Source organism: Gemella sp. 27098_8_92, from assembly GCF_041433685.1.
Taxonomy (GTDB): domain Bacteria; phylum Bacillota; class Bacilli; order Staphylococcales; family Gemellaceae; genus Gemella.
Window position 1 is genome coordinate 21,017 of record NZ_JAPWBZ010000010.1, and the last position, 21,719, is coordinate 42,735.

Annotated in this window: 20 protein-coding genes; 1 reads left to right on the forward strand and 19 read right to left on the reverse strand. The window is 31.3% G+C overall.

The features are described 5' to 3' along the window. Positions 1 to 39: 39 nt before the first annotated feature. From O3802_RS07065 to O3802_RS07075, 3 genes are read right to left on the reverse strand one after another with little or no spacing between them, the layout of a single operon-like run. Positions 40 to 1,428 (reverse strand): dihydrolipoamide acetyltransferase, encoded by a 1,389-nt coding sequence (locus O3802_RS07065; protein ID WP_371458905.1) that lies wholly within the window; start codon positions 1,426 to 1,428, stop codon positions 40 to 42. Between the two features lie 29 nt (positions 1,429 to 1,457). Beyond that, entirely contained in the window at positions 1,458 to 2,450 is a 993-nt protein-coding gene (locus tag O3802_RS07070) for an alpha-ketoacid dehydrogenase subunit beta (RefSeq protein WP_371458906.1), read from the reverse strand. Between the two features lie 47 nt (positions 2,451 to 2,497). Then, positions 2,498 to 3,478 carry a thiamine pyrophosphate-dependent dehydrogenase E1 component subunit alpha gene (locus O3802_RS07075; protein ID WP_371458907.1) on the reverse strand — a complete coding sequence of 327 codons (981 nt, stop codon included), beginning with the start codon at positions 3,476 to 3,478 and terminating at the stop codon, positions 2,498 to 2,500. Between the two features lie 541 nt (positions 3,479 to 4,019). Here O3802_RS07075 and O3802_RS07080 point away from each other — a divergent pair. Next, positions 4,020 to 5,666: an L-lactate permease gene (locus O3802_RS07080; RefSeq protein ID WP_371458908.1), complete on the forward strand. Its 1,647-nt coding sequence runs from the start codon at positions 4,020 to 4,022 to the stop codon at positions 5,664 to 5,666. A 388-nt stretch (positions 5,667 to 6,054) separates the two neighbouring features. Here the strand turns inward: O3802_RS07080 and O3802_RS07085 are convergent, their stop codons facing one another. The 16 genes from O3802_RS07085 to murA all read right to left on the reverse strand — a co-directional run bounded on the left by O3802_RS07085 (position 6,055) and on the right by murA (position 21,650). After that, complete coding sequence (locus O3802_RS07085) at positions 6,055 to 7,203, reverse strand: mannitol-1-phosphate 5-dehydrogenase (RefSeq protein ID WP_371458909.1); 1,149 nt, start codon at positions 7,201 to 7,203, stop codon at positions 6,055 to 6,057. A 33-nt stretch (positions 7,204 to 7,236) separates the two neighbouring features. Further along, on the reverse strand, positions 7,237 to 7,680 hold the full coding sequence (locus O3802_RS07090; protein ID WP_371458910.1) for a PTS mannitol transporter subunit IIA: 444 nt from the start codon (positions 7,678 to 7,680) through the stop codon (positions 7,237 to 7,239). A gap of 163 nt (positions 7,681 to 7,843) precedes the next feature. Next, positions 7,844 to 9,826 (reverse strand): BglG family transcription antiterminator, encoded by a 1,983-nt coding sequence (locus O3802_RS07095; RefSeq protein ID WP_371458911.1) that lies wholly within the window; start codon positions 9,824 to 9,826, stop codon positions 7,844 to 7,846. A 152-nt stretch (positions 9,827 to 9,978) separates the two neighbouring features. Next, positions 9,979 to 11,412, reverse strand: coding sequence for a PTS mannitol transporter subunit IIBC (locus O3802_RS07100; RefSeq protein WP_371458912.1), 1,434 nt, complete (start codon positions 11,410 to 11,412; stop codon positions 9,979 to 9,981). 672 nt (positions 11,413 to 12,084) lie between these two features. Continuing rightward, complete coding sequence (locus tag O3802_RS07105) at positions 12,085 to 12,684, reverse strand: glycerol-3-phosphate acyltransferase (RefSeq protein WP_371458913.1); 600 nt, start codon at positions 12,682 to 12,684, stop codon at positions 12,085 to 12,087. Next, a complete protein-coding gene (locus O3802_RS07110; RefSeq protein ID WP_371458914.1) occupies positions 12,681 to 13,646 on the reverse strand; it encodes a lysylphosphatidylglycerol synthase domain-containing protein in 966 nt (321 codons plus the stop codon). The genes O3802_RS07105 and O3802_RS07110 overlap by 4 nt, the downstream gene beginning before the upstream one ends. Before the next feature lie 102 nt (positions 13,647 to 13,748). Continuing rightward, a complete protein-coding gene (locus tag O3802_RS07115; RefSeq protein WP_281666097.1) occupies positions 13,749 to 14,153 on the reverse strand; it encodes a hypothetical protein in 405 nt (134 codons plus the stop codon). A 71-nt stretch (positions 14,154 to 14,224) separates the two neighbouring features. Then, complete coding sequence (mtnN, locus tag O3802_RS07120; protein ID WP_371458915.1) at positions 14,225 to 14,908, reverse strand: 5'-methylthioadenosine/S-adenosylhomocysteine nucleosidase; 684 nt, start codon at positions 14,906 to 14,908, stop codon at positions 14,225 to 14,227. A gap of 4 nt (positions 14,909 to 14,912) precedes the next feature. Further along, the gene (gene greA, locus O3802_RS07125; protein WP_004632785.1) at positions 14,913 to 15,401 is read right to left on the reverse strand and encodes a transcription elongation factor GreA; all 489 of its coding nucleotides are present in this window, start codon (positions 15,399 to 15,401) and stop codon (positions 14,913 to 14,915) included. 48 nt (positions 15,402 to 15,449) lie between these two features. Beyond that, a complete protein-coding gene (gene udk / locus O3802_RS07130; RefSeq protein ID WP_276766855.1) occupies positions 15,450 to 16,076 on the reverse strand; it encodes a uridine kinase in 627 nt (208 codons plus the stop codon). Beyond that, positions 16,076 to 17,347 (reverse strand): peptidase U32 family protein, encoded by a 1,272-nt coding sequence (locus O3802_RS07135; RefSeq protein WP_281666098.1) that lies wholly within the window; start codon positions 17,345 to 17,347, stop codon positions 16,076 to 16,078. Before O3802_RS07135 ends, udk begins: the two co-directional genes overlap by 1 nt. Before the next feature lie 80 nt (positions 17,348 to 17,427). Continuing rightward, a complete protein-coding gene (locus O3802_RS07140; RefSeq protein ID WP_371458916.1) occupies positions 17,428 to 18,354 on the reverse strand; it encodes a peptidase U32 family protein in 927 nt (308 codons plus the stop codon). 22 nt (positions 18,355 to 18,376) lie between these two features. Then, positions 18,377 to 19,024, reverse strand: coding sequence for an O-methyltransferase (locus O3802_RS07145; protein WP_281666101.1), 648 nt, complete (start codon positions 19,022 to 19,024; stop codon positions 18,377 to 18,379). Positions 19,025 to 19,209: 185 nt separating this feature from the next. Then, positions 19,210 to 20,190 carry a phosphate acetyltransferase gene (pta, locus tag O3802_RS07150; protein WP_371458917.1) on the reverse strand — a complete coding sequence of 327 codons (981 nt, stop codon included), beginning with the start codon at positions 20,188 to 20,190 and terminating at the stop codon, positions 19,210 to 19,212. A 12-nt stretch (positions 20,191 to 20,202) separates the two neighbouring features. Further along, positions 20,203 to 20,370 carry a DNA-directed RNA polymerase subunit beta gene (locus O3802_RS07155; RefSeq protein WP_276766848.1) on the reverse strand — a complete coding sequence of 56 codons (168 nt, stop codon included), beginning with the start codon at positions 20,368 to 20,370 and terminating at the stop codon, positions 20,203 to 20,205. A gap of 8 nt (positions 20,371 to 20,378) precedes the next feature. Continuing rightward, complete coding sequence (gene murA, locus O3802_RS07160; protein WP_371458918.1) at positions 20,379 to 21,650, reverse strand: UDP-N-acetylglucosamine 1-carboxyvinyltransferase; 1,272 nt, start codon at positions 21,648 to 21,650, stop codon at positions 20,379 to 20,381. Positions 21,651 to 21,719: the final 69 nt, after the last annotated feature.

Here is a 21,719-nt window from a genome sequence, read left to right on the forward strand (position 1 = left end):
ATACACTTTATCTTGTTTTCTTCTATTATTATATCATTATTAGATTAGTAATGATAGTGGATTTTCGATAGCTTCTTTCAGAGTCTTCATGAATTTAGCTCCTTCTAATCCGTCAACTACACGGTGATCTGCTGTTAATGTTAATGTCATAATAGGTCTTACAGTGATTTCACCATTTAATACTACAGGTTTTTGAACTGTAGCACTTACTCCTAAAATTGCTGTGTTAGGTTGGTTGATAATCGGCACGAAGCTTTTAACTCCATACATACCTAAGTTACTGATTGTAAATGTTGAATCTGCCATTTCATCCGGTTTTAATTTACCAGCAAGAGCTTTAGTTGTGATCTCTTTAGAAGCTACTACAAGCTCTTTTAGACTCATCTTATCAGCACCTTTGATTACTGGCACTACTAATCCGCTATCCATACCAACGGCAATTGATAAGTTTACATAGTGGTGTAAATACATTTCTTTTTCATCACTAGATAATGAAGCATTTACATATGGGTGTTTCATTAATGATTTAATTACTGCTAATGAAATAAAATCTGTAACAGTTGCTTTTTTGCCTGTTTCTTCGATAATTGCGTCAACAACTTTCTTACGTAATGCTAACAGCTCAGTCATATCAACTTCTACATTAACAACAAATGTTGGCGCACTAAAGTAAGATTCACTCATACGTTTAGAAATAACTTTACGCATTGGTGACATAGGTACTGTTTCAACAACACCCCATTGATTTTCATTTGGAGCTTTCGGTGCTTTCGCTGCTTTTGGAGCAACTTCTGCTTTTGGAGCTGCTTCAGCTTTTTGTGCACCATGTAGAACTGATAGTACATCAGCTTTTACAATCTTACCATTAGGTCCTGTTCCTGCTATACTTTCAGTGTTAATACCTTCCATTTGCGCTATACGGGCTGCGAGTGGTGAAATTTTAACTTTAGAATTAAGTTTGTATTCCAACACATCATCTTTATGAATACGACCTTTAGATCCTGTTCCTTGAACTTTAGATAAGTCTATTCCTTTTTTTCGAGCATATGCTCTTGCTGCTGGTGTTGCTCGAATACCAGAATAATCTATTACTTCTACCTCTTTAACAGGTGTGTAATCAACTTTTTTCTCAACTATTGTTTCGGCCGGAGCTACTTCTCCTGTTTCACTAGCACCTGGAACAGCTTCACCTGGTTCACCTATCCAAGCAATTGTTTTAACAACTGGTACGACATCTCCTGCTTGAGCAAGAATTTTTAATAAAGTCCCTGTAGCTTCAGCTTCAACTTCCATATTTACTTTATCTGTTACAATTTCAAGTAAGACTTCTCCTTCTTCGACATGGTCTCCTTCACTTTTAAACCATTGTACGATTTCGCCTTCTTCCATCTCACTTCCGGCTTTTGGCATTATTACCTCTACTGCCATTATTTTTCACATCCTTCGCTAATTAGATTTTATTTTTTATTTACGGCTTTTCTAATTGTTTCTTTGATGTCCTCTACATCTGGAACAACTAATTTTTCTAAGTCTTTAGCAGATGGAATGTTAGTATCTGCTCCAGCCACACGGTAAATTGGACTATCCAAGAAATCAAATGCTTCACTTTCTGCGATTCTAGCAACGATTTCTCCACCAAATCCACCAGTTTTGAATGAATCATGGCAAACTACTAATTTTCCAGTTTTTTGAACTGATTTTACAATTAATTCTGTATCTAATGGTGATAATGTGATTGGGTCAACCACTTCTACTGAAATACCTTCTTCTTTTAATTCTTCAGCAGCTTGTAAACTACGTTCTAACATTCTTCCCCAAGATACTAATGTTATATCATTACCTTCTACTTTAATGTCACCTTTTCCTATAACTCCAATTTTACCTACTTCTACTTCACCTTTACGTCCAAATAACGCTTTTGGTTCGATAAAAATAACTGGGTTATTGTCTCTGATAGAAGCACGTAGGATTGAATAAACATCTCCTGCAGTACCTGGAGCAACAACTTTAAGTCCAGGAATGTGGCAGAACCATGCTTCTAATGCTTTTGTATGTTGAGCTGCGGCTCCTGTCCCAGCACCAGATGCACAACGATAAGTAACCGGTACTTGAACTTCTCCACCTAACATATAACGCATTGGAGCTGCTTGGTTAACAATGGCATCCATACCAATTGTTACGAAGTCCATAAAAGTTACGTCAACTATTGGACGCATACCTACCGATGCTGCACCAGCAGCAGAACCACAGATTGCAGCTTCACTGATAGGCGTATCGATAACACGTTCAGGCCCAAATTCTTCCAACATACCTACTGTTGTACCGAAGTCACCACCGAAGATACCAACATCTTCACCCATTAAAAATACATTTTCATCTTCACGCATTTCGTGAGTCATAGCTTCTTTTATAGCTTCACGAACTGTCATAATTTTTGTTTCTTTAGTCATAACTATTAATCTCCTATTTTTATAAAATATTATTTAAACTTTAAATATTAGTCAGCGTAGTTATCTTGGAATGCGATTGAACCATCAGCAACTTTTGATTCTTTAGCAAATTCTACAGCATCATCGATAGTAGCTTTTGATCTGTCTTCAATTTCTTTTAATTCTGCTTCTGTAGCAATTCCATTTTCTAATAAGTAATTTCTATATTTTACATTAGGATCTTTTAATTTCCATTCAGCAACTTCTTCACGACTACGATATTTACCAGCATCAGAAGCTGAGTGTCCAAACCATCTGTAAGATACAGCTTCTACCAATACAGGACCCTTTCCGCTTCTAGCGTGCTCGATAGCTTCTTGCATTGCATCATAAACCGCTAATACATCATTTCCATCTTCTACATGAATTCCTTTTATTCTATAAGAAGCAGCACGTTCAGTAATGTCTTTAACACGCATACATCTTTCTTGAGCCATTGAAATACCATATTTATTGTTAATTACATAGAAAATAAGTGGTAAATCCCAGTTAGATGCCATATTTAAGCATTCGTGGAAACTTCCTTCGTTAGTAGCACCGTCTCCCATACAACAAATTACAACATTACCAGTTTTTTTCATTTTTTGAGCGAGTGCAGCACCAGTACTTAGACCATGTCCACCACCAACGATACCATTACATCCCATATTACCTTGTCCAAGGTCATAAACGTGCATACTTCCTCCACGTCCTTTACATTGACCTGTTTCTTTACCAAGGATTTCAGCCATCATACGGTCAATTTCAATTCCTTTAGCAATTGTTTGTCCATGACCACGGTGATTAGAATACATTAAGTCTTCTTTTCTTAATGGATAAATCGCCCCAACGTTTGCAGCTTCTTCTCCTACTGAATAGTGAGTCATACCGTGAACTAAACCACGTGAGTATAGTTTACTTAACTCCATATCAAAATCTCTAATAAGTTGCATTAGTTCATACATTTCTAAATGCTCTTGTTTAGTTAAGTCTTTTGATGTTTTTACCATAATAACCTCCAAAGTTTGTGTATATATTTATTAAATGTATATAAATTATGTTTTAATCATATATTACGTTTATAATATACACCCATTTTTTTTAAAAGTCAAATTTCCAATCCCAAAATAAAATAATAATATTTGTCTAGAAAAATTTCAGGGGATTGTATCAATACAAACATTTTATATCCTAATACAGAATTGTAAATCTTCGTTTAACTATTGTATGGTATTATTTTAAATAGTTCGCCCATAATATATACTTACTATTTTTTTATGAGTACAGTATAGTGATTATAAAATTTACTAAGTTTTAAAGAATTTTTTTTCATAATATATATTATTTTTTAATTTTTATTATATTTAGGGAATATTTTTTTATTTTATAGCTTTTTATGTCTTAATTTTTATTTTTTATTATCTTATAAAAATTGTATTTAATTAATAATTTTCTTAAAACTACACAATCTCTCTTAAGCAAAGCTATTGCACAAATATATTTTTTTGGTGTATAATCCTATGTACAAAAAAAATCAGGAGGAGTATTAAAATGTTTTTAAATACTGTTTGGAATCAGCAATATAATCCAAGTGGCAATATTTGGATATCTGCCGCTATCGCTGCACTTCCTATTATTATTTTTCTTATCTCATTAGTTGTCTTTAAATTGAAAGGTTACACTGCAGGAGCTTTAAGTATTTTAAGTTCGGCAATTATAGCTAATATATTTTACAAAATGCCAGTTGATAAAATCGCTGGTGCCGCTGAGCAAGGTGTAGTTTCAGGTCTATGGCCTGTTGCTAGCATTGTTTTATCTGCAATATTTTTATATAAACTAACAGTCAAAATCGGATGTTTCGACATTATAAAACAAAGTATTTCATCAATATCATCTGATAAAAGAATTCAAGTTCTTCTTATTGCATTTTCTTTTAATGCATTTTTAGAAGGTGCGGCCGGTTTTGGAGCACCCGTTGCTATTACCGCTGCTATTTTAGTTGGTTTAGGCTTTAACCCTTTGAAAGCTGCTGCTATCTGTCTAGTTGCAAATATTGCTGGTGGTGCTTATGGTGCAATGGGTATTCCAGTTACAATTCCAGCAAGTCTTACTGAACTAGATGCAGTATCACTAGGAAAAGCTACTTCAATTATCTTATGCTTAGTAACACTTATTGTAACTTTCTTATTGGTATTTATGGTAGATGGATTTAAAGGAATAAAAGAAACTCTTCCTGCAATCTTAGTTTCAGGTGGTTCTTTCGCTATCACACAGTTTATTTTCTTAAACTTTGTCGGTCCGGAATTAGTTGATGTAGTTTCTGCAATTATTAGTTTACTTTCATTAGTTCTATTCTTAAGATTCTGGAGTCCAAAAAATATTTTATCAATAGAACAAAATATACTGGAAGAAAAACAAGAACTTACTCTAAAAAAAGTGACAACAGCTTGGTTACCATTTATTTTATTAACTATATTTGTTACTATTTTGAATACTAGTTTCTTCAAACAATTAATTCAAAATGGTAACCCAAAAACTGGCCAAAAACCTGGAATTTTAAATTCTTTAATCTTTAATTTTCCTTATTATATAGATGGTACCGTAGCTAAAGTTGCTCCTATTACTAAGGCTCCTACACCTATAAAAGCTGTATTTAATTTTGCACCTTTTACGTCAACCACTACAGCTATAATTCTTGCGGCTATTCTTACTATAATAATTTTTAGAGTGCGTGGTCGTATAATTAAACTAGTTTTAAAAGAAACTTTCCTTGAACTTTGGTCACCTATTCTTACTATATGTTCAGTTTTAGCATTTGCTTATATTTCTACATATTCAGGAATGTCTTCTACTTTAGGATTAGCATTAGCAAATACTGGAAAAATATTCCCATTACTTTCTCCTATTCTAGGTTGGATTGGAGTATTCCTTACTGGGTCTGTTGTTAACAGTGGTTCACTATTTGCAGGTTTACAATCTATTACCGCTTCTCAGATTGGTGTAGACCCTACATTATTAGTAGCTGCGAATATCACAGGAGGAGCTATCGCAAAAATGATTTCACCTCAGTCAATTGCTGTTGCTGCTGCTGCTGTAGGTTTAGTAAATAAGGATAGTGAGATTTTCAAAGAAACCATTAAATGGAGTATTATCTTACTTATTTTTGCAGGTATACTGAATTTAATACTTACACATTAAGAAAGAAGAGTTGACTTTATTGTCAACTCTTCTTTCTTTATGCTACATGCTCATTACAATGGCAATCTCCTGTTTTGCAGTTACCGCACTCACAGTCTTCTTTTGCATTATGACAACCGCACGCGCAGCCGTCTTGACATTTACAAGTACCTTCTTTGCAATTGCCGCATTCGCAATTTTCTACAGCATCATGACAATGGCAGTGATGTTCACATTCACATTTATTCATTTTAATATCCCCCTTCGGTTTCATATATTTTAATTTTATACTGGTTATAACAGTAAAGTCAATAGATTTTCGCCTAAAGGAAACATTTCGATTTATAAACAAAAAACACTAGTAAAATAAAGAATCTTAAAGAAAATTATTTCTTCAAGATTCCCATTTTTATATTAACTTCTCGTAACTATCTTTTATTTTATTTAACAATACTTCATCAGTTAATTCTGTTACTTCACGTAGTGTTTCAACTACACCTTTTTCTACGATTAACTTCTCAAGTTTTAGAGATTGTTCATCTTCAATTGATTTAAATGTCAGTATATATGAACATGCTTTTAATAAAGCTGAATTAGACAATCCTAACTCCTCAGTTTCCCTAATAGGTTTAATAAATCTTTCATTATAACCTAATTTTCTAATAGGTGTGCGACAAATTCTAGAAACATTGTCTACTATACGAGGATTCTCAAAACGTTTAATAGTTTTATTTCTATACGCTGTCATCTCCTCTTTAGAAAATCCCCATTTTTTCTCAAGCAATGCACTAGTTTCTTCTAAGACAGCAATAAAGTCTTTTCTAACTTCTGTATGCTTGGCCCCATCAGATACCAACTCTATACCTAAATAGTTAGCTATGTAACTAAGAGCAGCATGCCCCGTATTTACTGTGAATAATTTTCTTTCAATAAACGGATTTAAATCTTTTACGTAGTGTACATTTTCTATATTTTTATTTTTTTCTACTTTTATCTTATCTTCCTCTATAACCCATTCACAAAACTTCTCTACTTCTACTAATAGTACATCGTCATGCTTTTGAGCTGGCACTATTCTATCAACCGCTGAATTCGGAAAACCTACATATGCCTCTACAAATTTTTGTTCTTCTGCTGTAAGTTGCTTATAAATTTCTTGTTTTAGAAAATCTGATCCTTCTATCATATTTTCGCAAGCGATAATATCTAGTAATTTTGTGTTATTATTTGCAACTTTTAATTTCAAACCTTCTGCAATATCTTTTGCTATTATTGGTAGCACATTCGGCCCTATAGATGTAGTAATTAGTTCGACCTCTCCTATAGCTTTGTAAAGTTCTTCTTTTTCCTCTGCTATATTTAGAGCATCAAAATTATTTAGCTCTATTTCTTCTATATTTTCATCTAAGATTTTTATAGTATATGTGTCGCGGCATTTTAAACCATTGACTACATCTTTATTAATATCTACAAATGTTATATGATATCCCGATTTGTTAAGTAGTTCCCCTATAAAACCACGTCCTATATTCCCTGCTCCAAAATGTAAATTTTTCATTATAATACCTTCTTAACTTATATTTAGATTTTATTATTCTACTTCTGACAATAAAGTTATTACTTCTTCTTCCGTAGCTGCATTCACTAGTTTAATAACATTTTCTTGTTCAGAACAGAAAATTGCAATTTTTGATAAAAGTTCCAAGTGCTCTCCATCTTTTCCAGCAATACCAAATACAATAAATACCATTTTATCTTCAGTATCTTCGGGCTTAGAAAATGAGACTCCACCTGGTATTTGAATAATAGAAATTCCTGTACTTTTTATTGATTTTTTTGCCTCATCTGTCCCGTGCGGAATAGCGATAAAATTCCCCATATATGTCGATACTATTTCCTCCCTTTCTAGCATTGCTGGAATATAGTCAACATCAACATATCCATTCTCTACTAAGATTTCCCCAGCTTTTCTTATTGCTTCTTCTTTATTACTAATTTCTTGCCCTAATCTAATATCTTGTTTTTTTAAATTCATCTTAAATTCTCCTTCTAGTTTTATATTTTCTTAATCTTTATAAATTTATTATACTTTGTCATAATTATCTAAACAATATCAAAGTCGGCAAAATAATCTTTGCCAAAATAGAGTTATATAAAAATGATGGTTATCAGTAATTTTTTACCGATAACCACTATTCTTATAATTGTAGTATATAATTTTTTAAAATTAACTCTACTTTTGTTAATATAAAATTCTTGTTCTTACTAGTTAGAGCTTCTCCAAAAATCTTATCGTCCAATATAGCTATACTTATTTGACTAAGTAGTTCTGTATACTCTTGTTCATTTGGACTTACCATAATTATAAAATACTCAACCCTTTGTTCCTCTCCCATTGCATCTTTCATAGCCAGAACATTATTAAGTGAACATATTATTATAAACGGCTCTGCTAGCTCTTTATCTAATGTATGGAAAAGAGCTATATCGGTATTAGGAATTACAACCGAACTTTTGTTATGTCTATCTAATAAACTATCAACTATTTCCTCTTTATTATTTATTACTAATGTAGAGTTTTCAAATATATTATCTAATATCTCTTCATTATTTTTTGTATTATCAGCTACAATATACTCTGTATTTTTCAAAATTATTTGGCATGCACTACCTAACTTATCTATATTAAATGAATCCTCACTCTTAACAAAATCATTTCTTTTAAAACTTCGACTAGCTAGTATTCTCTCCTGTATCAAACTTATGTCTTTTTCTTTAAGTATAGTTGGAATTAGTAGGTAATCAATATCTTGTTCTAACTCAATCGTCGAAATAACTACATCATAATTGTTCACCAATGACTTCGTTACTTTGCTTGGAATCGTATATTCTAAGTTTTTTATTTCTGGAATATTTTTTCGTATTTGACTTCCTAATATTTTGGAACTTCCTATTCCACTAGCACATATTACGAGTGCTCTAATGAAGTTTTTTCGATATATTTGTTCAAAACTAGAAGCAAAATGAATAACTATGTAACTTAATTCTGTTGAATTAAAATTTATTTCATCAAAAACAACAAGTAGTTCTGATTTTATTATCAAATATAGTTCATTGTAGTTTTTCAATACGAACTCAAGCAATTCATCATTTTCTTCCGTTAAATTCATTTGGTGTCTTTTGATAGCTGATTCAACATGAGCAATAAGACCACTTGAAAGATTGGTATCTTGTGTAAAATCAACATTCATTTTTTCTGATACATATTTTATCAATAAATTTATTTTATACACTAATGTATATGAGTACTTATCGTTAAAATATGAAAGTTGTTCTATTAAACGACAAGTTTTCAATATTTTAATAAGAAATTGAATAATATCTTCTGTAATATCAAAATCAACAATCTCTTTAGAGGCATTTAATAACGATATAATACTATTATATTCTTGAGCTGTAAAGTTTTCTTTAATCTCAGTTGTATAAGAAATTCTAAGAAATACTACATTCAAACTTATAAGTATTTTCTTTATACTTGAATCTGTGTATAGATTAAAGACATCAAGATGTTTATTTCCATAAAATACTTTTTTTATAAGATCAAAATTCAAGAATTTTATAAAAGGATTACTTGATAAAATATCACGATTATTTAATCTAGTGAAGAACTCTTCATCACTTATTTCATTGCATAATAGTGAAATCAGCAATACTCTACGGTCTACTTCCTTACCTTCTATTTCTATCCCTTGACCTTTTTTTCTAATTAAAGTTAATTTATAGTCAAATAATATTTTTTCTATTGTAGTTATTGTTGATGCTACTGTATTGTAGCTAAGCATTAATTTTTCAGAAATATCTTTTATTGAAGTGTCTTCATTTAAGATTAAAAAGCACAATATTAAAGTTAATCTTGTTTCTGTTGAATATGCATAATCTTCAAAATTCGTCTCAAATAATGATGAATCTAATGAAGATACATTTCCCTTTAGTATATACCTAGACTTTTCCTTAACCAGCTCTATTCCTAATCGTTGAAGTGAATCTTCTAAATTTTTTATTTCTCTATATAGTGTTCTCTCTTTTATTTTTGTTGCTTTGGCTATTTCTTTTATACTTAATGCTTCACCAATATTTTTCAATAAAATTTGTAGTATAAGTTTTTCACGTTCGTTAAACATACAGCCTCCAAGTTCGTTAAAAAATACCAAAAATTATCTTCTTTGATAATTATAAAATTTATGACTCCCTCTTAGTAATGCAGATTGCTTTGCCTAAGAAGAAGTCATAAACACTACCGTTTCTATTCACAAAATATTATATAGTTTTTTACCTATTTTTGCAAATTCTCAACGATTTCATCATATTTTGGACTATTTAGGAAATTATCTACTGAAATATGTAGAGCTTTTCCATTCATTTGTTTTGCTCGTGGAGTTAATTCATTTTGAGTTACAATTAATAATCCACTTTCTTCAGTTAAGTTTCTGATTGCTACATTTGTTACTTCATAATCAAGTCCTGCTTTTTTCACTTTATTGCGTAAAATAGATGCTCCCATTGCCGAGCTTCCCATTCCTGCATCACATGCAAAGATGATTTTTTTAACATCTGCATAAGATGTTTCTCCAGTAATTTCTACTGAAACTTCTTGTCCTTTTGCTTCAGCTTTCATGTTGCTAACTTGACTTTGCGCAGCTTCTAAATCTCCTTCACCTTTATCACGTTTTAAAATAATACTTGCGATAATGAATGTTACTAGAGTAGAAACAATCACACCTGTTGCAACTGCAAAATAACTTCCTTGTGCTGTTTGAGCAAATACTGCTAAAATACTACCTGGTGACGCCGGGGCACGAAGTCCTGCATCTAGTAATTGGAATGTTGCTGTACCACTAACTCCCCCTGCCATTGCTGCAATGATTAATGAAGGTTTCATTAAAATATATGGGAAGTAGATTTCGTGAATTCCACCAATAAAATGAATAACTGCAGCTCCTGGTGCTGATGCTTTTGCTGAACCTTTTCCAAAGAACATATATGCAAGTAAAATACCAAATCCAACACCTGGGTTAGCTTCTAATAAGTATAATACAGATTTACCTGTATTTAATGCTTGTTCTGTTGCTATTGGAGTTAAAATTCCGTGGTTAATTGCATTATTTAAGAACAAGATTTTTGCTGGTTCAATAAAGATATTAGCAAGTGGTAATAAGTGGGCATTAATAATAACATCAACCCCAGCACTTAGTGCATTTGTAATAACTTTAACAATTGGTCCGATTCCAAAATAACCTAAAATTGCTAAAATAAAACCTAAGATACCTGCTGAAAAGTTATTAACTAACATTTCTAATCCTGTTTTGATTTTTGGCTGAACAGCTTTATCAAATTTTTTCATTAAGTAAGCTGCTATAGGCCCCATAACCATCGCTCCAAGGAACATCGGTGTACCGCCTAAACCTTTTTCCGTAATAGTTACTGTCCCTACTATTACACCCATAGTAGCAATTGCTGCAACCACTCCTCCACGTTCATCATGAACATTTTTACCAGCTGAATAAGAAATTAATAGTGGTAATAAGAAGAAAATCATTGGATTAACTAAAGCTGCAAGTTGAGCATTTGGTGCCCATCCTGTTGGAATGAATAAAGCTGTAATAAGACCCCAAGCGATAAATGCACCAATATTTGGCATTACCATACCAGAAAGTGCAGTACCAACTTTTTGAACTAAGACTTTTAGTCCATTTTTATTTTCGTTCATAAATATAAATCTCCTTTGTTTTTTCTTTAACTTATAGATTCATTATACATTTTGACTTATGTACGTACAATATCAAAGTAGGCAAAGTAAATTTTGCCAAATTGAAATTTTGTCAAAATTACTTAATACGGCAAAAAAATTTAAAGAAAAAACTTCTATTAATACAATAAAATCAAGAAGACATAAATAAGTTTAATTCTATTTATTAATTATCGATAAAAATAAATATAATATTAACTATATCTATTTTCTCAATTTTTTATTTTATAGGTGAGACTCTTCCCCATGAAAAAAGTAAATATTTATTCGACCTTCATATTATATTTATTACAATATTATTTATATTTATACCACAGTATCTTTAGTTTACTATTTATCCCTTCCACCTTATATTGGAGTTAGTTTTTGGTTTTATTTTCGAGAAAAGGAGAAATTGGAAATAAAAACAACTAGCATTTTAACACTACTTAAGTTTGAATGTACTACCTATTGGCTTTTTATTTTAACTTTCATTTTATTGTTATTTGTTTATAATTCTCAGCTATCAATTGGAATTTCATATTACCCACTCCTTTATCTTATTGCGGCTATCTTATTGATACTCTATATTACAATACGCTATAAACGCTCAAGTTTAGTACGTCAAGAAATCAAAACAAAAAAATCAGTTCATTAACGAACTGATTTTTTTATTTTCTTTACACTAAAGTACTTATCAAATGATTCTTCTATATCTTTTATCGCTACTACACTTAATAATACAACTGTTATTATAAATAATCCTAGTATTAAAAATTTAGGATTTTCTACATAATTTAAATACGTAATAAGTGGTAAACTTGAATAAAAACCTATAGTTAAACTTTTAACAATAATTCCTATTACTAATGTGCATAAAATTAACACTAAAACTAAGTTAAGTGACAATGCAGTCATGCACCCAAAAAATGTTGCTACTCCTTTTCCACCTTTGAAGCGGAATATTACTGGTTTTATATGACCTAGTATTACTAAAATTATCGCACTATAAATAACCCAATCATTAGCATTCAATATTTTAAGCATAATAACTACTAGAAAACCTTTGAAAAAATCTACTACTAATACAAAAACAAATGATCTTGCTCCTAATACTCGTCCAGCATTTCTTGCACCAACATTTCCTGAGCCTTTATTTGTAAATTCTTCTTTATAAATTTTTTCTAATAACTTGCCACCCATTATATTCCCAAGAAAATAAGCAACAATAATATAAATAATATTTGTAATCATAATTTTTCTCCTCTCTTTAGTTTATCTTTTAATATTTTAAGTCCTTCACTTAGGAACATTAAACATCCTATTGAAAATGGTACTACATAATATGCTAAGCGATATATAATAATTGTTGCACCGATAATTTCAGGATTAATGCCTAGATTTTTTAAACCGATTAATACTAATGTATCAAAAGTTCCAAGTCCTCCAGGTATCATCGTGAGTAACCCTACTATTGAGGCGACTATAATTACACCCATAACTTGAAGTTCTTTATCTGCTACTACATCTCCTGTATAAAAGTAAAGAATAACTAAAATAATTATTGCGGCAAAAACCCACTCTAAAAAAGAAATAATTGTAAGTTTTACGCTTAAATATCTATCTGTACGTATTCTAGGTTTTCTTAAATTAAAAAATAAATATAACGGTAAAAACAATGACATTAAAAGTAATGAATAATAGAAGATTTTATTACCTTCATATAACGCCTGCCCAGGAAAAACATTTAGTACTACAAAGATTGATAATAAACTTATTCCAGATAGCATTGAAACTAAAATCATTCCAATTGCAGTTACAAGTGTTTTTCCATTTTTTGTATACGGCTTATACATATAATACCTTAAGCCTGCTCCAATAAATCCTCCAAAACCTAATACCATGTTCAGTGTATTAGTCATGAAACTTATTTTAAAAATTCGCAATGAAGACATATTCTTCGTAAGATTAATCGCTTTTAAAACAAAGTAGTCGTATAAACATAAAATACTTATACCTAAGAGACCTAATAACAGGATAAACAAGAATCTTACATTACCTATCTGCAAAGTTAAATAATGTATTTTTTTGAAATCAAGACTTATAATTTCTTTTTTAAAATAAGAAAAAATCAAATAAAATATTAACAATCCTAAAACTATTTGAACTATATTTTTTAAATAATTAAAAGATTTTTTATCTTTCATATTTTGCATTTTACTTTTCCTTAAATAATATTTTTCTTACTAATCATAACATTTTATAATATTTTTTTCAATACAATTAGTTATTTAGCCATATAGTAATTACTATTTATACTAATCAACATATTCATATAATTCCCTTTGGTAGGTATTATATAGTTCTGGATAACCTTTTTCTACCGCTACCAAAAATGTTTTCCTAATTTTATTGACTTTTTGAACATATATAACAAGAAATATTAATATCAATATTATTACATACATTAAAACTATTCCCAAAAAGACCTCCATCTTCATATGATGACCAGTAAACACTCCAAGGCTTAAAACAAAAGCCATACACAATAATACTATTCCCATAGTAACTCTTAAATTTTTTCTATATCTTCTATATTCACTTTTGACAAATTCAAAAATTTCGTCTAATTCTTCTATACTATATAGACCTTTACTGATAGTTTTTAAAGTACCTCTAGGAAGTGTATAAGAACTCAAAACTAAAAACAAATGCGATGACATACTTATCCTCCTACAGTTAATAAATATTTCAGCAAAGAAAAGCACCTACTTTCCTTTGCTGATTATTTATATTAAATTTTTTTTATCAATTCTGTTGTTAATATAGACGAATTTATTGCGGCAATCTGTAAAAACTCATCAAAGGTAACACATGTTCCTTCTTCTGCTTTATCACTTACACTACGGCAAACAATAAATTTCGTTCCGAACTGATAACAAGTTTGAGCAATTGCTGCTGCTTCCATCTCCACTACTTGCATAGTCGGAAAGTTAGATAAAATATTCTCTTTTAATTCTTTATTAGAAATAAAAGAATCTGATGTTCCAACTAAACCAAAATGAATTTTATGATTTGGTAAATTGATTTCAGCTGCTAACTTTTGCAAATATTCATCACTTTTGTATACCGCAGGCATTTGAGGTACTTGGCCTAATTCATAACCAAATTCTGTTGCATCTACATCGAAATGACGAACTTCTGTTGCAACAATCATATCTCCAATTTCCATATCTCCTTGCAATGCTCCACAAGTTCCTATATTAATTACATATTCAGGCTTATAATGATCTAATAATAATGTAGTTGCAATTGCAGCATTAACCTTTCCAGGTAGACTTAGCATAAGAACAATATCACGGCCTTCATATCTACCTTCATAAAAGCTTACATGAGCAATCTTCTTCTCTTGTAAGTTTTCTATCTTTTCTTTTATGATTGCCACTTCTTCTGGCATTGCACCTATCAAAGCTATCATAAAACTATTCAACCTCTAAGACTTTAATATCCATTGAATCCTCTGGACCAGTTGGAAGAGATACTTTCACAACATCTCCTACCTCTTTACCTAATAGCGCTTGAGCTACTGGTGAGTCATTAGAGATTTTGAATTCAAATGGATTAGCTTCTGCACTACCAACAATTTTATAAGTTTCTGTCGCTCCATTTGGCAATTCTTGATAAGTAACTGTATTTCCTAGACGAATTGCGCTAGATTTTTCATCTAATTCAATGATTACCGCATAACGAATCATTTGTTCCATTTCAAGAATTCTTTGTTCTATAAATCCTTGCTCATCTTTTGCTGCATCGTACTCTGAGTTCTCAGATAAGTCCCCAAAACTACGTGCTACTTTAATTTTTTCAATTACTTCTGGACGTTTTACTTTTTTATAGTGTTCTAATTCTTCTACAAGTTTATCATAACCTTCTTGGGTCATTTGATATTCTAATTTTTCTTCTAAAGCCATAACTGTACTCCTTTTTTTAGTCTACTCTTTATTATATCGTTTTTTTAATTATTTTGCTAGTAGGGATTTAATTTTTGTTATCAAAATATCTACCGCAATATCGTTATATCCTCCATCAGGAATAATAATATCTGCGTATTGCTTTGTTGGTTTTATATACTTTTCATGCATCGGTCTAACAGAAATCAGATATTGATTAATAACCGATTCAACAGTTCTTCCACGTTCATTAATATCACGCAATAATCTTCGTAAAATACGCAAATCACTTGGTGTATCAACAAAAATTTTAATATCCATAAGTTCTCTAAGTTTTTCAGAGTATAGACCGAACATACCTTCTATAATAATTACATCACGTGGCTCTTGATGTTTTTTTTCATCACTACGCGTATGGTTGACATAGTCATAAACTGGTAGTTCTACCGCTTTACCGTCGATAAGTTCTAACAAATGATTATATAACAATTCATTATCAAATGCATTCGGATGATCATAGTTTGTTTTAACTCTTTCATCCATAGTCATATGACTTTGATCTTTATAATAATAATCTTGTTCGATTAACGCTACTTTATCAATAGTTAATTCATCGATAATTCTTTTTGTAACAGTAGTTTTTCCGCTACCACTACCACCGACAATACCAATAATTTTAGGTCTTTTTGTTGTCATTAGCGTCCCATTTCCTTTCTCATCATGTTACTCTTAAATACCCTAGAATCTATTTTCGTTCTAATAATTTGAAGTGGATGTCTTGCCGCATCAAGTAACTCTCCATCTTCATCATAAATCTCTCCAATGACTTGTCTAAATGTATCAATCTCGGGCCCAAAGAATTCTACCTCTTGTCCTGTTTTAAAGAAGTTACGTTGTTGGATAGTTGCAATTTGCGTTTCTTCATCATAGTGCAATACTTGACCAACAAAGTCGTAATTCGTTTTCTTACCACCTTCATTGCCAAACATTTGTTCAGAATATTTTGGTATTTCGTAGAAAAATGACATTGCTGTATCACGATTAGCGCATTTATAAAGTTCTAATTTATATTCTGGCGTCATCTCAAAGTTATCTGGATCAGCACAATAGTCATCAATTAATTTTCTATAAACACTTGCAACAGTTGCTACATAATGAATTGATTTCATACGACCTTCTACCTTTAATGAATCTATTCCAAGTTCAATAATTTCTGGAACAGCTTCAATAAGAGTCAGATCTTTAGGACTCATCGCGTAAGGATTAGCCCCCTCATCAAATAGTTTTGTATCTTCTTCAGTACCTTCTTCATAAAGGTCATAATTCCAACGACATGACTGGCAACAACCTCCACGGTTACTATCTCTTGCTGTCATATAGTTACTTAATGTACAACGTCCAGAATATGCTATACACATCGCACCATGAACAAACATTTCAATTTCAACATTAGTTTTTTCACGGATTTCTTTAATCTCTTCATATCCAGTTTCACGTGCAAGAACAACACGATGAACTCCTTCACTTTCCCAATAACGAACCTCTTTGTAGTTTGATATTGATTGTTGAGTACTAATATGTACCTCAACATTTGGAGCAACCGTTTTACATCTTTCGATAATAAATGGATCAGCAACGATAATCCCTCGAACACCCGCATCTTGTAACGCTATTAAAAATTCATCTAAACCTTCAAAATTTTCATCATGAGCTATAATATTTGCTGTTACATAAATATCTGCTCCATATTTTGCTGCAAATTCACAGCCTTCTTTTATTTCTTCTATTGTAAAGTTATCTGCATTACTACGAAGCCCAAACTCCTGTCCACCTAAAAATACCGCATCTGCTCCATAGTGAACTGCTACTTTTAATTTTTCTAAGTTTCCTGCTGGAAGAAGTAACTCTGGTTTTTTTGTAATTACTCTCTTCCCATCTATAATTTCTGATATATTTGGTATTGCCATAAGTTTAAGTCACATTCAAGTATGACCTATCCTCCTTGTCATATAAATTTAGGTTTATTTATAGGTAAACCTAACCTTTTTTAATACATAGTTTTTTTGTAAAAGAATCCTAAGTCTACCTCACGATATTTAGGTTTAATTCTTTCTATATCGTTATAGAAATCTTGTTTTTCATCTTCATATGCTTCTTTATCTTCATAATAAAGGTCAATCGCATCACGATAAATTGTTGTTACTTCCGTAATATACTCTTCATCTTTTAAAACACCTTCGATTTTAAATGCCGTTACTCCTGCTTCTATAAGGCGATCTAACTCTTCTATCGCACAAATATCATTTGCGCTCATAATATGTGTGCCATTCGAATCTTCAAAAATTGGATAGCGTTCGTTTCTATCTTGGCTATATAAGAATAATTTTTTCGAATTACTATATTCTTCTATATAATTTTCTTTGTTACTATACATGAAGTAATTATCAACTAATTTTCTCACAGATTGGAACATGCACAACATTCCTTGTACTTGAACCTCAATCTCGTAATTACTTTTACCAGTAATTTCTAAAATTTCATCGATTGTAAGTTCTTTTGAAAGACATGTTCTGTAAGCGCCACGTTCTCCCCAATAGTTACATGAAAATGAGTTTGTCGCTAATGTGTGTGGATCCCATTGAAGTTTGAAGTCTAATCCTTCTTCTCTTAATATAGTAATAATAGTTGGCTCTCCAAAAATTAAAGCATCAACATCAAGTGTCGCTAAGTAATAAAGATAATCTACTAAATCATCAAGATGCTCATTGTGAAAAATTGCATTTACACTAACATATGCTTTTTTCCCCGCTTGATGAATAACTTCTATTGCTTTTTTTAATTCTTCTCTTTTAAATTCTCCAGCAAGTCGTAAACCATATTTTTCTTCACCTATTACAAAGCTATCTGCTCCAACATTAATAAGTTCATAAATATGCTCTATACTTTTTGGAGTTACTACTAACTCTACTGTCATTTTAAATCCTCTTTCTAAGATTTTATTTCCTCGTTGTTATCGCTATTCCATCACCAAAAGGTAAAATTACACTTTCATAATTTTCATGACTTAATAACCATGTATTGTAATTATTTATTTTTCTTGAAAGTTGTTTTAAATCTCTGCTATGCCTAATAATACTAGGATCAGCCACCATTCCTTTAAAAAGAACATTATCAGTAATTACTACAACATCATCAGCAAAATATGGTTCATATAATTCAAAAAACTTCCTACTTTGACTCTTTGCGCCATCAATAAAGACTATATCATACGGTGCATTTTTTATTACTTCATCTTGGAGTTCTAGTGCATCTGCGTGAAGTAATGTTATTTTATCATTTAGATTTCTTTTTTCTATATTTTTTTTCGCTTCATTATACATCTTATCGTCACGTTCTATAGTTGTAACATTACATCCAATTTTTTCTGCAAGTTTTATTGATGTATAGCCAATAGCAGTCCCTATTTCTAATAAATTTTTTGCTTTTTTGATTTTCAACATTTGAATTAAAAATCTAATTCCAATTTTGTCAATTATTGGCACTCTATTTTCTTCAGCAAAATGTTCTAGTTCTAAATAAAATTCATCAAAGTCTTCTAATAAATCTATTACATATAAATCGTCTTTTGATTCTATCGCAACCATGTTTACCTCCATATTTATACATCATTATATAATAACATATAACAACTTGTAAATGCAATTATAAAGACTAAAAACAATGTTTACATATAAGAATAACATTATTTTATACTAGTATCTAAAATAGTAAAAAATCATCAAGACTTCATTACTAAGCCTTGATGACTTTTTACTAAATATCTTATGTTTTATTCAGATAATGATTGAGTAGCTGTAATTAATGCAAGTTTATAAACATCTTCTGCGTTACATCCACGAGATAAATCGTTAACTGGTGCATTTAAGCCCTGTAAGATTGGTCCAACTGCTTCAAATCCACCAAGACGTTGAGCAATTTTATAACCAATATTTCCTGCTTCTAGGCTAGGGAATACAAATACATTTGCATCACCTTGAACTTTTGAATTAGGCGCTTTTAGTTTAGCAACAGATGGTACTACAGCTGCGTCAAATTGTAATTCTCCTTCCACAGCTAATTCAGGTGCATTTTCTTTAACTAATTTAGTAGCTTCTGCAACTTTTGTTGTATCTTCAGTTACCGCTGAACCTAATGTAGAAAAGCTTAACATCGCTACTTTAGGATCTACATTGAAGCTTTTTGCTGTTTTAGCACTTTCAATTGCGATTTCAGCTAATCCTTCAGAATCTAATGTTGGATTAATAGCACAGTCGGCGAAGATATAACGTTTGTCATCTTTACTCATAATAAATGCGCCACTAGTACGTTTTGTTCCTGGTTTTGTTTTAATAATTTGAAGAGCTGGACGAACAGTGTCTCCTGTTGAGTGGATTGCACCTGATACTAATCCGGCAACTTCTCCCATATATACTAACATTGTTCCAAAATAGTTAACATCCTTTAGTAAAGCACGAGCCTTTTCTTCTGTTACTTTTCCTGCACGACGTTCAATAAATTTAGCTAGCATTTCATCATATTTCTCATAGTTCTCATGGTCGATAAATTCAATACCTGAAACATCTAAGGACAATGGTTGAGCTATTTTTTCAACTTCTCCTTTTTTCCCAATAAGTACCGGTTTTACATAGCTAGTAGCACTAAGTTTCACCGCCGCTTCTAAAACACGCTCATCGTATGCTTCTGGAAATACTATACGAACCTTTTTCCCTTCTAATTTTTCTTGAAGTTCCACAAATAAATTGTTTGTCATCTTCATATCCTCCTAATTGTATATAATATCTTTAATATGTTTTATTGATTTTAAACTAATAGCATCAATTAAACTTCCTTTTCCCAAAATAACATAACCCAATATTGTTCCTATGTAAAAAACAAATAGAATTATTGCTATGTTACGCAAATATCGTAAAAACTTATTTTCTATTCTCATACGAATACCTACTCATCTATTCTTTGAATATCTGCACCTAAGTTTCTCATTTTTTCTTCAATGTCTACATAACCTCTATCAATATGATAAATATCAATAACTTTTGTAGTTCCTGTAGCCATCAAACCTGCGATAATTAAAGCTGCTCCAGAGCGAAGATCTGTTGCTCTTACAGGCGCTCCTTCAAGGTGAGCTGGCCCTTCTAATAAAGCACTTCGTCCTTCTATTCTTATCTTCGCATTCATTCTTCTTAATTCTTCTACATGCATAAATCTATTTTCAAAAACTGTTTCTGTAATAGTACTTGTCCCCTTTGCAAGTAAAGTAAGTACGCTCATAATAGATTGCATATCTGTTAAAAATCCTGGATGTGGTAAAGTTTTTACATCTACCGGTTTTAAAACATCCAATTTATTGCTTACACGCATAGTGTCTTCATCTACTATTTCGATATTTACACCCATTTCACGCATTTTGCTCACTAAAGCAACATTATCTTTGTAAGGTGCTCCTTTTATCAAAACGTCTCCTTTAGTTGCTGCTGCTGCAATCATGTAAGTAGCCGCTTCTACTCTATCTGACATAATTGTGTATTCAGCACCTACTAATTTTTCAACACCTTCTATTTTTAAAATAGATGTTCCTTTCCCAGAAATTTTAGCTCCCATTTTTATTAGGAAATTAATCATATCCTCTATTTCAGGTTCTTGTGCTGCATTCACTATAGTTGTTTTTCCTTTTGCTAAACAGCTTGCCATTATAACATTCTGTGTCCCCCCAACACTAGGGAAGTCAAAGAATATTGTTGAACCTTCTAATTCTTTTTCAGCACGCGCTTCAACGAATCCAGCATCTTGAATAATTGTTGCTCCTAAAGCTTCAAAACCTTTCAAGTGTTGATCTATTGGTCTGCTTCCTATTGAACAACCACCTGGCATAGCAACTTTAGCGCTTCCTTCGCGTGCTAACATTGGTCCTAACACTAAAAATGAAGCTCTCATTTTGCTAACAAATTCGAATGATGCCTCTGTTAACAACGGTTTTGTTGCATCCATCTCTAATGTATTTTCTTCTGGTTTATAATCTACTTTTACTCCTAATGACTCAAATAGCATACTGATAGTTTTTATATCAGAAAGCTTTGGAACATTATAAAATTTACTAGTACCTTCTGTTGCTAATAATCCTGCTGCCAGTATTGGCAACGCGGCATTTTTTGCTCCAGACACTTGTACTTCTCCTATTAAAGGTTTCCCACCTTTAACTACAATCTTTTCCAAGTTGTTTCCTCCGTATCTTTATTCACATTTCTACATTTATTATAGTACCACAAATTAATAAATAAATAA

Excerpts from the sequence above, each read along its gene's own strand:
- O3802_RS07065 (WP_371458905.1), bottom strand. The coding sequence starts at position 1,428 with ATGGCAGTAGAGGTAATAATGCCAAAAGCCGGAAGTGAGATGGAAGAA.
- O3802_RS07070 (WP_371458906.1), bottom strand. The coding sequence starts at position 2,450 with ATGACTAAAGAAACAAAAATTATGACAGTTCGTGAAGCTATAAAAGAA.
- O3802_RS07075 (WP_371458907.1), bottom strand. The coding sequence starts at position 3,478 with ATGGTAAAAACATCAAAAGACTTAACTAAACAAGAGCATTTAGAAATG.
- O3802_RS07080 (WP_371458908.1), top strand. The coding sequence starts at position 4,020 with ATGTTTTTAAATACTGTTTGGAATCAGCAATATAATCCAAGTGGCAAT.
- O3802_RS07085 (WP_371458909.1), bottom strand. The coding sequence starts at position 7,203 with ATGAAAAATTTACATTTTGGAGCAGGGAATATAGGACGTGGTTTTATA.
- O3802_RS07090 (WP_371458910.1), bottom strand. The coding sequence starts at position 7,680 with ATGAATTTAAAAAAACAAGATATTAGATTAGGGCAAGAAATTAGTAAT.
- O3802_RS07095 (WP_371458911.1), bottom strand. The coding sequence starts at position 9,826 with ATGTTTAACGAACGTGAAAAACTTATACTACAAATTTTATTGAAAAAT.
- O3802_RS07100 (WP_371458912.1), bottom strand. The coding sequence starts at position 11,412 with ATGAACGAAAATAAAAATGGACTAAAAGTCTTAGTTCAAAAAGTTGGT.
- O3802_RS07105 (WP_371458913.1), bottom strand. The coding sequence starts at position 12,684 with ATGATTACAAATATTATTTATATTATTGTTGCTTATTTTCTTGGGAAT.
- O3802_RS07110 (WP_371458914.1), bottom strand. The coding sequence starts at position 13,646 with ATGCAAAATATGAAAGATAAAAAATCTTTTAATTATTTAAAAAATATA.
- O3802_RS07115 (WP_281666097.1), bottom strand. The coding sequence starts at position 14,153 with ATGTCATCGCATTTGTTTTTAGTTTTGAGTTCTTATACACTTCCTAGA.
- mtnN (WP_371458915.1), bottom strand. The coding sequence starts at position 14,908 with ATGATAGCTTTGATAGGTGCAATGCCAGAAGAAGTGGCAATCATAAAA.
- greA (WP_004632785.1), bottom strand. The coding sequence starts at position 15,401 with ATGGCTTTAGAAGAAAAATTAGAATATCAAATGACCCAAGAAGGTTAT.
- udk (WP_276766855.1), bottom strand. The coding sequence starts at position 16,076 with ATGACAACAAAAAGACCTAAAATTATTGGTATTGTCGGTGGTAGTGGT.
- O3802_RS07135 (WP_281666098.1), bottom strand. The coding sequence starts at position 17,347 with ATGGCAATACCAAATATATCAGAAATTATAGATGGGAAGAGAGTAATT.
- O3802_RS07140 (WP_371458916.1), bottom strand. The coding sequence starts at position 18,354 with ATGACAGTAGAGTTAGTAGTAACTCCAAAAAGTATAGAGCATATTTAT.
- O3802_RS07145 (WP_281666101.1), bottom strand. The coding sequence starts at position 19,024 with ATGGTTGCGATAGAATCAAAAGACGATTTATATGTAATAGATTTATTA.
- pta (WP_371458917.1), bottom strand. The coding sequence starts at position 20,190 with ATGACAAACAATTTATTTGTGGAACTTCAAGAAAAATTAGAAGGGAAA.
- O3802_RS07155 (WP_276766848.1), bottom strand. The coding sequence starts at position 20,370 with ATGAGAATAGAAAATAAGTTTTTACGATATTTGCGTAACATAGCAATA.